The sequence below is a fragment of the Caballeronia zhejiangensis genome, assembly GCF_022879815.1.
Classification (GTDB): domain Bacteria; phylum Pseudomonadota; class Gammaproteobacteria; order Burkholderiales; family Burkholderiaceae; genus Caballeronia; species Caballeronia zhejiangensis.
This window is the reverse complement of the sequence record NZ_CP084289.1, coordinates 1-8,158: the sequence shown is the minus strand read 5'-3', so window position 1 is coordinate 8,158 and position 8,158 is coordinate 1. Positions and strand designations below refer to the sequence as shown.

Below are 8,158 nucleotides of genomic sequence, written 5' to 3'. Positions count from 1 at the left end.
CTGCTGCCGATGAGGTCGTTTGTCGTTCGCCGGTTGGCCGGTTCGACGCGCTGACGTGCGCTTAACTATCACGTCATGAGACGGACGCCTTGCGTGGCGCGGGCGAGAGGAGTGCGCGAAAGCGCGTCACTGCTCCTCGATGCGAAGCAGTGACGCGCAAAACCACGTGGTTGCCTCGGCGGATGCTCCCAATGATCGGGCCGCGGAAGGCGGGGAAGTCACCGCATCTTGCTTGCTGCGTTTGCTGTCGGCACAGCAAACGGGAAGCGCGGACGCGATGCGCTAGCTGGGCTGCTCGTTGGCAGCCGAAAGACGAGGTAAGTTCGAGCTTGGTGGCTCGTAGGAACGTGATGCGCGGGCAAAGCCCGAGATGGAAAAGTGCTTGCGCTTGCGATGGACGGACTACGACAGCCCCGCCGAAGCGCCACGAAAAAATCGCTCAGGGGGCTGTGCAGGGCGGACGAATCCGATGTACTTGCCGTAAGCGGTTTGCGGGCAAAGTGCCCGGCTTAAGAAGTAGGATCAGGCTCGAAGCCGATCGTAGGTCGATGCGTCAGGGACGCAGGAACGCCGCTACGTTAGCACAGCAGTTTTCGTCTGACCAGTCAGGTGGTCGCACGTGGTTTCTTACGATGCCGATCAGCTGGTCTTTCGAAGCTAGGCAACGCCTCCCGCACGGGTACCTGATCCCGTGCCATCGGCCTGAGTGAAAGTCTTGAGCAGCTGGATCAACTGACTGAGATCTCGACCTTTTTGCAGGTAGCCGTCGAACTCGTCATCGACCAACTGGCGGCGCAGTTCGGTTTCGTCCAGCGCGGTATAGGCGATGATCGCGATGTGGTTGGTCCGCGGATCACGCCGCAGCATGCGAGCCGCCTCGATGCCATTGCATGCTGGCATCTGGATGTCCATTAGGATGATATGGGGCGCCCATTCGGGCGCGAGATCGATGGCGTCGCGACCGCCGAAAACAGCACGTGACTCGATGTCCTCCAGCGACAGATAGACCGTCATGGCCAAGGCTGCATCGTGGTTGTCATCGACCACGAGGACGCGCAGTCTGGCTTGATTGAGTGGCACTCGTCGCGCGGTCCACGGTCGGGGCGCCCGCTGAAACAATTTCGAAAACGGCATGAACTCTCCAGTGCGCCCTATCGATAGATAGCGCACCGACCATGCCCGCCTACGAGGAGTCCGGTAAGCAATCGTCCTGAATCGCCGTCCGGACGCTTTGAAGGACGCCATCCACGCAAGTCAGGGCCCAGTCCAGCCGTCGCAGTGCCAGGTAGGTGCGCGCCTTGTTTAATTCGCTCTGCTGCGCCATGTCGAGGGGCAGGCTCCACTCGACGAGTCCCACGAGGTCGGACATGTCACGGCAAAGCGTACTTTCTGTTTTTTCGTATTGCTGCTTGCCCAACGCGCGTCGAATCAAGGATGAGAATTGGGCGCAGTCGGCCACAGCAAGGGCAAGCGCATGCAGGTCAGAGTCCGACATGATGAGTAGCCGAAACGTGATTCACGCAACCCGCCGACGCTAGCGCACTTCGTGCCGTTTTATAAGGCGCTCGGCGCGTCCGAATTGCGTGCACAACGGTCGCGCCAATACGTATCGTCCTTCTATATTTGATAATGTCCTTTATCAGATATAAAGGAGGAACGATGGAGCGTGCTGCGACGCTACGTTTGACGCTGGTCCGTTCAGCCGGCGATGAGGCCGCGTTCAGCCCGAACTACCAGCGTGAACTCAAACAGTTTTATCACTTGGTGCGCGCCGATCACACCCGCATCAGTGCCATCGCGTTCACGATGCCAGGGCTGTCGGACGACACCGGGTTCACGGGCGAGTTTGTCGTCCCGCTCAGCCAGGAAATTGGCCCTGTGCTCGCGCGTGCTGCACTGGCGTGGCGCAATGCTCAGGCCGGCCGCGTCGTGCGGTTGACGCTCGGTACCTTGGATTTTGATGTCGGAACAGCAAGCGCACTGGAGGCGCTAGTGACCCGGGCGCAGGCGCTGCTAGTGAGTCAGGAAACGACTGTACCGCCTAAGTGACGATTACCTGGCTTTCTCAAAAACCCTATGTCCGACAAACTTATTGCAGACCTTCGTACGGAGGTAGCTGCTGCCCTCGAGGCGCTTGAAGGCCTCGTCATCACGGTTGACTTCGATAGCGAAGATCCGGACAGCGTCGAGGCTGCCATTGAAAAGGTCGAAGCGACGATCGACGCCACCGTGGCGCCTTACCGCGGCCATCCGTTGATCGAATCGGCAGTCGCTGACCTCAAGGCCGAGTGCCGAGAAGGCCTCTATAAGCAAGCCGAACGTGCTGCGCCGATTACGCCGGGCATCACGACCAAGCCAACGCTTCATTGACGACCCCGATGGGCTCAATCCTAGTTCTGGCGACCTCTCTTCCCTCGCTCGTGACCTCCGCTGGCGAGCAAGCAAGTATTCGCTTTCTGGAGTTCTTTGCCTCAGCCATCCGCAATCCGCATACGCGGCGGGCGTATGCGCGGGCGGCAGGGGATTTTCTGGCTTGGTGCGCCAGCGCGGGCGTGACCTCCATCACGGCTGTGCAGCCGCTGCACGTCGCCGCGTGGATCGAGCTGCAGACGCAGACGCATGCGGCGTCGACCGTCAAGCAGCGCCTCGCGGCGATCCGCCACCTGTTCGACTGGCTGGTCACCGGCCAGATTGTCCCGCACAACCCGGCCGCGTCAGTGCGCGGCCCCAGTCACACGCCGAAGAAGGGCAGGACGCCGGTGCTCGATGCGAGCGAAGCGCGGCAGCTGCTGGACAGCATCGACGTGTCGACGCCGATCGGCCTGCGGGACCGGGCGCTCATTGCGTTGATGGTGTTTTCGTTCGCGCGCATCGGCGCGGCACTCGCGATGCGCGTAGAGGACGTCTATGTGCAGCAGCGGCGCCTGTGGGTGCGCCTGCGCGAGAAAGGCGGCAAGGCGCATGCGATGCCGTGTCATCACACGCTGGAAGCGTATCTCCACGACTACCTGGAGCAGACCGGCCTGCGGGATGAGCCGAAGGGGCCGCTGTTTCGCACGATCGCGCGCGGCACCGGACAGTTGAGCCCTTCTGCTCTCCCCCAAGCCAACGCCTACGCGATGGTGCGGCGCCGGGCGCGTGTGGCCGGCATCGATACGCTGATTGGCAACCACACGTTTCGCGCAACCGGTATCACCGCGTATCTGAAGAACGGCGGCACGCTTGAAAACGCAGCCGCGATGGCCAATCACGCATCGACCCGCACCACCCAACTCTATGACCGGCGGCATGATGAGATCAGTCTAGATGAGGTGGAGCGGATCCGCCTTTGAGAGAACCCGTGAATTTGATTTTGCTTCACCCAATGTGTATAGTGTAACTATACGCTACACAGATGGCGAAGCAGAGCGCGAAGCAGTTCAACTCACTCACGAAGGAACCACCATGACCGTCTTTAACTTTTTCAAGTATCAGGAGCCCCATGATCAAGTCATGGAAGCACAAGGGACTCGAGGAGTTCTTCGTCAGTGGAAGTAAGGCAGGCATTCGACCTGACCATGCATCCAAATTAAAGCGTCAGTTAGCTCGGCTGAGTGTGGCTCAGTCGCCACATGATATGAATTTGCCGGGCTGGAAGTTTCACCGATTGGAAGGGCCGTTAGCCGGTCATTACGCGATAAGCGTGAATGGGAACTGGCGGATGACCTTCACATTCGAAGGTACTGACGCTGTCTTGGTGGACTACCAGGACTACCACTAAGGTTCAGTACATGACCCAAATGTTTAACCCGCCTCACCCAGGTGAAACGCTTCGGGAGGATATCCTCCCGGAGCTTGGTTTGACGGTGACTCAAGCGGCCGAGCAGCTCGGTGTCACGCGCGTGGCGTTGTCACGCGTGCTGAACGAGCACGCCGGTATCTCGCCAGAAATGGCCCTTCGGATCGAGGGATGGCTCGGCGTCGAGAATGGCGGCCGCGCGGACGTATGGCTGGCCCAGCAGACAGCCTATGATCTTTGGCAAGCGCGTTCCAAGGGAACGCCCAAAGTCGAGCGCGCACACGCGTGAGCCTCACTTCCACGGCATCAAGGGCGCTTCGGCGCCCTTCGTTTTATGACCTTGCTTTTTACCTGTGGATAAGTCCGAGCCGTTGTTTCAATAGCCTGTGGAAACGACCGAGCGGTTCCACCATAGACCGAGCAGCTCCACCAATAAACCGAGCGGCTCCACCAATAGAACCGAGCAGCTCCACCAATAACGCCTCGCAAAGCCTTATCCATCAAGGCTCCGACCCTGTCTAAAACGAAGTAAAACGGTAAAACGTATACAAAACGGACAGAACTGGTGGTAGCATCGGCATCTGCTCCAATAACCGAGTAATTGCTCCAATGAAAACTGGTCTGTCAGCAAAGCCGGGCAGCCAAACGGGAATAGCTGAGCGCAATGTGACGATGGCGAACGCCGTCACCCGAGCCGCCCACGGGCTGAGCCTGCCCGAAAAACGATTTATCGCCGCAGCGCTTGCTAAAACTGACAGCACCGATGTGCGTGGTCTGATGGATCCGAAGATGCAGACTGTCAAGCTGTCAGCGATCGAATATGCCGAGACGTTCGGCATCACACTTGACGCCGCTTATCAGCAATTACAGGCGGGCGCAGAAGCATTACAGCAGCCAAAGGTTATCGTCGAGACACCAACGCGGCGCGGTGTAGTGCGTGAAGTTCGCGCATGGGTCATCACCGGAAAGTATGCGAAGGGCGAAGGAATGGTTGAAGTTCGATGGCATCCTGACCTGGTGCCATTCCTGTTCGGCCTACGCAAAGAGTTCACGACCTACAAGCTTAAGCACGCCGCGGCATTCCGTTCGATCTATTCTTGGCGACTGTTTGAGTGCCTGAGGTCTTGGCAGGGTGCCGGGCGATGGACGCCCACGATAGTCGAATTCCAAGAAGCGACCGACGCTACGCCTACAGCACGGGCAAATTTTAAGGAACTACGACTACGGGTCATCGAACCTGCAGTCAAAGAGCTGCGAGAAAAGAACGGACTAATTGTGAAGTGGGAACCTATCAAAGCCGGCCGGAAGGTGACGGCACTGCGATTTGAGTTCGAACCCAATCCGCAAGGCGCGCTGTTCTGAACCGCGTATTTTTTTCCAACTCGAAGACGGCGAAACTCTTTCCTGATGCGCCGATGCACGAGAAAGAAGCTTCCGCTCGCAGCATGTGGATAGCACCCGGAAAAAGACGCAATAGCTGCCCCCAAAGTCACGGCACTTCCCCTTGTGGTTAGCCCATTCTCCACTGGCCAAAAACTCGGTCCGTGGAGAGCCGCTGTGCGGTTCGGGACTTCCCCTCACTTGAGCCTGACGCGCCCTTTCGGGCTTGTCCTATAAGAGAAACGACCATTCAAAACCGCTCGCAACAGTCCAACAACTGAAGAACAGTTAACGCGTCAGTTCTTCGTGTCCCGCTCCACCAACTCAGCGCAGGCGAGCGAAATTGCTGCGGCTCGGCTGAGGCCCTTCCGTACGGCAAGCGCGTCGACGGCAGCGAGCAAATCGGGGGCAATTGTAATGGCGATTTGAACCTTGTTTTTCCGTGCTGACGGGCTCGTGTTTGCCGCGGCAGTGGCATCGGGCGCGCGAGCGATGAACGCACTTGCCGCTGGCTCGCTGGCAACAGATTTAGGTTTTTTCGTAATGGACATATATATTTTCAATATTATTTCAATATTGAAATAATGTAATTTTTTAGTGCCGATAGTTCTATCGATGCGCTCGCGTCGCGCGGCCGATATTCATCGATGTAGAGCCCCGCACCGCTCGCGCTGGCGAACGCTTTACGCCGCCCGATACGCAGCGGCAGCAGCTCGATGCCTTCAATGTCAGCAAGCGCCTCACTCGCCTCTTCGTTGTCGCTGCCTTGTGGATCGGCGGCATTCAGCAACGCTAGAGCTCGTACGTCGCGCACACTGCGCGCCTCGCGTAACAAGCTCGCCACGTCCGACAGCGCCCAAACATCGAATGAACGCGGCTGAAACGGCACCAACATAAGATCAGAGACTGTTAGCGCCGCGCGTAATGCGGTTGAATCACGTCCGCCCGCATCAATGATGACGTGATCGTATGCACTGGCCTGCTGCGTGACCTGTGCGCGCAGCGTCGCGCCGTCTGGGTACGCGGCGGCGGCAATCGGTGCTCGGCCACTTTCAGCGCGCACGGTGATCGCGCCCAGGCTTGTCCCCTGCCGGTCTCCATCAACCAGCCACACGCGCTGCCCATCTAGCGAAAGGCCCAGTGCAAGCTGAACGGCAAGCGTCGATTTACCCACCCCACCCTTCGTGTTCCCTATTGTGATAATCATATAAATATCACCGTATTTCAATATTGAAATGCTATTTAAATAATATGATTATGGGGGAACTTGTCTAGCGGCTGTAGTGTAATGGCAACTATCTCTTGATAATTTTGCTTATGCGGATAGGGTCAAAAGGCAGCTTTCAGGCGGAAGAGCGGAGGACCGCTTGATTGCGCGTTGTTTCGCGGTCAAGGACCAGCAAGTTACCGGCTGCCGTCAATCATCATGCGTTCTGCGATCACGTCGATCTGACCTCACAGGACTGCAGCAAAGGGGCAGAAAAGTCACCGATATCTGACACTTTTCTACCTCTTCGCTTCGTCATGTAGGCCATCGAAATCATTGGTGACACAAAGGATGCCATACCGGCCAGTTTTCGAGCACTTTGTGAAGGCCCCGACAGGGCCCCTGCTGGGGCTCAGGGGCTTTTCTACCAATAGTTTGAATCTGCCTTGGTCCGTTCCGGGGCCAAACAGGGGCCCTGAACGGACCAAGGCTGTCCTATCGTTGGCGAGGATCACTATTGGGTTGCCCAATAGCAGTGAAGATCAATCGCTCCACCACCTCCCGAATCGTCTCACCGCGATGCCGAAGACCTTTGAGCGCTTCGAATGCCTCAGGCGAAATTTTCACCCTCGGCAGCGCGTCAGCCGGATCCGAAAGCGCTTCCAGCTGCGTACCTCCGACCAGTTCAGTTTTGACCTTCCACACGCTGCCTTTCGGCAGCCGGTGAGCGGTCACGAATTCAGGTTTGCTGCTCATAGCTCGCCCTCAGATAGTTGTTCCAAACCCAGCGACCGCGCCCCTCACCGTGGCCAAGATCACGTGAGCACAGCGCGAGCGCTTCTTTGACTTCGTGGCCCTCGCGCAGGTAGTACTCGTAGTTGTCGCGACAAAAGGCACGGCGCAGGGCGTGGCCAGAATCTTTACCCTTAAGGCCTAGCGCAGCAAAACGCTCATGGACGTGCTTTTGGGCTGCACGTGCGGTCGTAGCGTCGACCAAGTGGGACCGCGTCGCCATGACCGTGAGCGCGGCTTGTACGGCTTCTAGGGCTCGCGTGCGATAGGGCGCTGGGATGACCGTATCTCGCACACGTCCACCCTTGGTGCCATAGCGAACCGTGATAAAGCTTTGGCCACGTGCGAGAGCCGCTTCCCATTGCTTCAGGCTCTTGTGGCTCTCGATCATTTCTTCGCGACGCAAGCCCAAGCAACGCTCGAGCTGGATCCACGCACGCGTGTCGGCCGCAGCGTGCTCGAGCGCATGAGCGAGCACCTGCTCATCGACCACATGGCCACCGCCAATGCGTGTTCCCGCTGGCACACCAAGCTGCAAGTTGGTGAGAGCATCGGCCCACGCGCCGCGGCCAGCGCCGTGCAACGCTCGGCGCAGATGACTGACTTCGTTTTGAATCGTCCGCGCGGTGATGCCCGCCTCAATGCGCGTGCTCACGTAGTTGCATAGCTGCTTCTTCGTCACGGTGACGGGATCGACATCTCCGTAACGTTGCAGCTTGGCGTGCGCGGCAAACGCTCGGAAAGTCGTCAACATCTTCTGCCGGGTCAACGTCGCGGCTCCCTTGTAAAGCGATGCTTCCATGAACTTCACTTCGGTTGATCGAGGCCTCGATCGCGAGCGATTCGGTGCCGACGCGGATTTGTTCCTGCTGTTCATCGTTGGTCTTTGTCGTTGTTGTCGTTCGTTTTTGTGTTGCGCCGAGTCGCTCCAGCGAGCCGGGTGCTGCGTGTGTTTAGGGAACTGTGGGCCGCCACCTGGAGGTGGGTTGTTGTGGCCGGTA

Annotated in this window: 12 protein-coding genes; 6 read left to right on the top strand and 6 right to left on the bottom strand. The window is 58.4% G+C overall.

What is annotated here, in order from left to right; all coding sequences use genetic code 11:
- Positions 1–657 precede the first annotated feature (657 nt).
- Both LDZ23_RS34820 and LDZ23_RS34815 read right to left on the bottom strand, forming a co-directional pair.
- Complete coding sequence (locus LDZ23_RS34820) at positions 658–1,080, bottom strand: response regulator (protein WP_235366130.1); 423 nt, start codon at positions 1,078–1,080, stop codon at positions 658–660.
- 103 nt (positions 1,081–1,183) lie between these two features.
- Complete coding sequence (locus LDZ23_RS34815; protein WP_008344535.1) at positions 1,184–1,495, bottom strand: hypothetical protein; 312 nt, start codon at positions 1,493–1,495, stop codon at positions 1,184–1,186.
- Positions 1,496–1,659: 164 nt separating this feature from the next.
- Between LDZ23_RS34815 and LDZ23_RS34810 the strand changes: the two genes are divergently transcribed.
- The 6 genes from LDZ23_RS34810 to LDZ23_RS34785 all read left to right on the top strand — a co-directional run bounded on the left by LDZ23_RS34810 (position 1,660) and on the right by LDZ23_RS34785 (position 5,140).
- On the top strand, positions 1,660–2,049 hold the full coding sequence (locus LDZ23_RS34810; protein WP_244808902.1) for a hypothetical protein: 390 nt from the start codon (positions 1,660–1,662) through the stop codon (positions 2,047–2,049).
- Between the two features lie 27 nt (positions 2,050–2,076).
- Entirely contained in the window at positions 2,077–2,370 is a 294-nt protein-coding gene (locus LDZ23_RS34805; protein ID WP_244808901.1) for a YuaX family protein, read from the top strand.
- An 8-nt stretch (positions 2,371–2,378) separates the two neighbouring features.
- Entirely contained in the window at positions 2,379–3,332 is a 954-nt protein-coding gene (locus tag LDZ23_RS34800; RefSeq protein ID WP_244808900.1) for a tyrosine-type recombinase/integrase, read from the top strand.
- A gap of 149 nt (positions 3,333–3,481) precedes the next feature.
- Positions 3,482–3,760 (top strand): type II toxin-antitoxin system RelE/ParE family toxin, encoded by a 279-nt coding sequence (locus LDZ23_RS34795; RefSeq protein WP_244808899.1) that lies wholly within the window; start codon positions 3,482–3,484, stop codon positions 3,758–3,760.
- 10 nt (positions 3,761–3,770) lie between these two features.
- Positions 3,771–4,067 carry a HigA family addiction module antitoxin gene (locus LDZ23_RS34790; RefSeq protein ID WP_008344540.1) on the top strand — a complete coding sequence of 99 codons (297 nt, stop codon included), beginning with the start codon at positions 3,771–3,773 and terminating at the stop codon, positions 4,065–4,067.
- Between the two features lie 320 nt (positions 4,068–4,387).
- A complete protein-coding gene (locus LDZ23_RS34785) occupies positions 4,388–5,140 on the top strand; it encodes a replication initiation protein (RefSeq protein WP_244808906.1) in 753 nt (250 codons plus the stop codon).
- A 314-nt stretch (positions 5,141–5,454) separates the two neighbouring features.
- Here the strand turns inward: LDZ23_RS34785 and LDZ23_RS34780 are convergent, their stop codons facing one another.
- The 4 genes from LDZ23_RS34780 to LDZ23_RS34765 form a co-directional block, all read right to left on the bottom strand.
- On the bottom strand, positions 5,455–5,709 hold the full coding sequence (locus tag LDZ23_RS34780) for a hypothetical protein (RefSeq protein WP_244808905.1): 255 nt from the start codon (positions 5,707–5,709) through the stop codon (positions 5,455–5,457).
- A 14-nt stretch (positions 5,710–5,723) separates the two neighbouring features.
- On the bottom strand, positions 5,724–6,365 hold the full coding sequence (locus LDZ23_RS34775) for an AAA family ATPase (protein WP_244808907.1): 642 nt from the start codon (positions 6,363–6,365) through the stop codon (positions 5,724–5,726).
- A gap of 495 nt (positions 6,366–6,860) precedes the next feature.
- Positions 6,861–7,121, bottom strand: coding sequence for a hypothetical protein (locus LDZ23_RS34770; protein WP_244808904.1), 261 nt, complete (start codon positions 7,119–7,121; stop codon positions 6,861–6,863).
- Positions 7,105–7,959 carry an integrase domain-containing protein gene (locus LDZ23_RS34765; protein WP_244808903.1) on the bottom strand — a complete coding sequence of 285 codons (855 nt, stop codon included), beginning with the start codon at positions 7,957–7,959 and terminating at the stop codon, positions 7,105–7,107. Before LDZ23_RS34765 ends, LDZ23_RS34770 begins: the two co-directional genes overlap by 17 nt.
- Between the last annotated feature and the right edge of the window lie 199 nt (positions 7,960–8,158).

What these genes read in the sequence shown, in the direction of transcription:
- LDZ23_RS34795 (WP_244808899.1), top strand. Translation starts at nt 3,482, where the DNA reads ATGATCAAGTCATGGAAGCACAAGGGACTCGAGGAGTTCTTCGTCAGT.
- LDZ23_RS34790 (WP_008344540.1), top strand. Translation starts at nt 3,771, where the DNA reads ATGACCCAAATGTTTAACCCGCCTCACCCAGGTGAAACGCTTCGGGAG.
- LDZ23_RS34770 (WP_244808904.1), bottom strand. Translation starts at nt 7,121, where the DNA reads ATGAGCAGCAAACCTGAATTCGTGACCGCTCACCGGCTGCCGAAAGGC.
- LDZ23_RS34775 (WP_244808907.1), bottom strand. Translation starts at nt 6,365, where the DNA reads ATGATTATCACAATAGGGAACACGAAGGGTGGGGTGGGTAAATCGACG.
- LDZ23_RS34780 (WP_244808905.1), bottom strand. Translation starts at nt 5,709, where the DNA reads ATGTCCATTACGAAAAAACCTAAATCTGTTGCCAGCGAGCCAGCGGCA.
- LDZ23_RS34765 (WP_244808903.1), bottom strand. Translation starts at nt 7,959, where the DNA reads ATGGAAGCATCGCTTTACAAGGGAGCCGCGACGTTGACCCGGCAGAAG.
- LDZ23_RS34810 (WP_244808902.1), top strand. Translation starts at nt 1,660, where the DNA reads ATGGAGCGTGCTGCGACGCTACGTTTGACGCTGGTCCGTTCAGCCGGC.
- LDZ23_RS34785 (WP_244808906.1), top strand. Translation starts at nt 4,388, where the DNA reads ATGAAAACTGGTCTGTCAGCAAAGCCGGGCAGCCAAACGGGAATAGCT.
- LDZ23_RS34800 (WP_244808900.1), top strand. Translation starts at nt 2,379, where the DNA reads ATGGGCTCAATCCTAGTTCTGGCGACCTCTCTTCCCTCGCTCGTGACC.
- LDZ23_RS34815 (WP_008344535.1), bottom strand. Translation starts at nt 1,495, where the DNA reads ATGTCGGACTCTGACCTGCATGCGCTTGCCCTTGCTGTGGCCGACTGC.
- LDZ23_RS34805 (WP_244808901.1), top strand. Translation starts at nt 2,077, where the DNA reads ATGTCCGACAAACTTATTGCAGACCTTCGTACGGAGGTAGCTGCTGCC.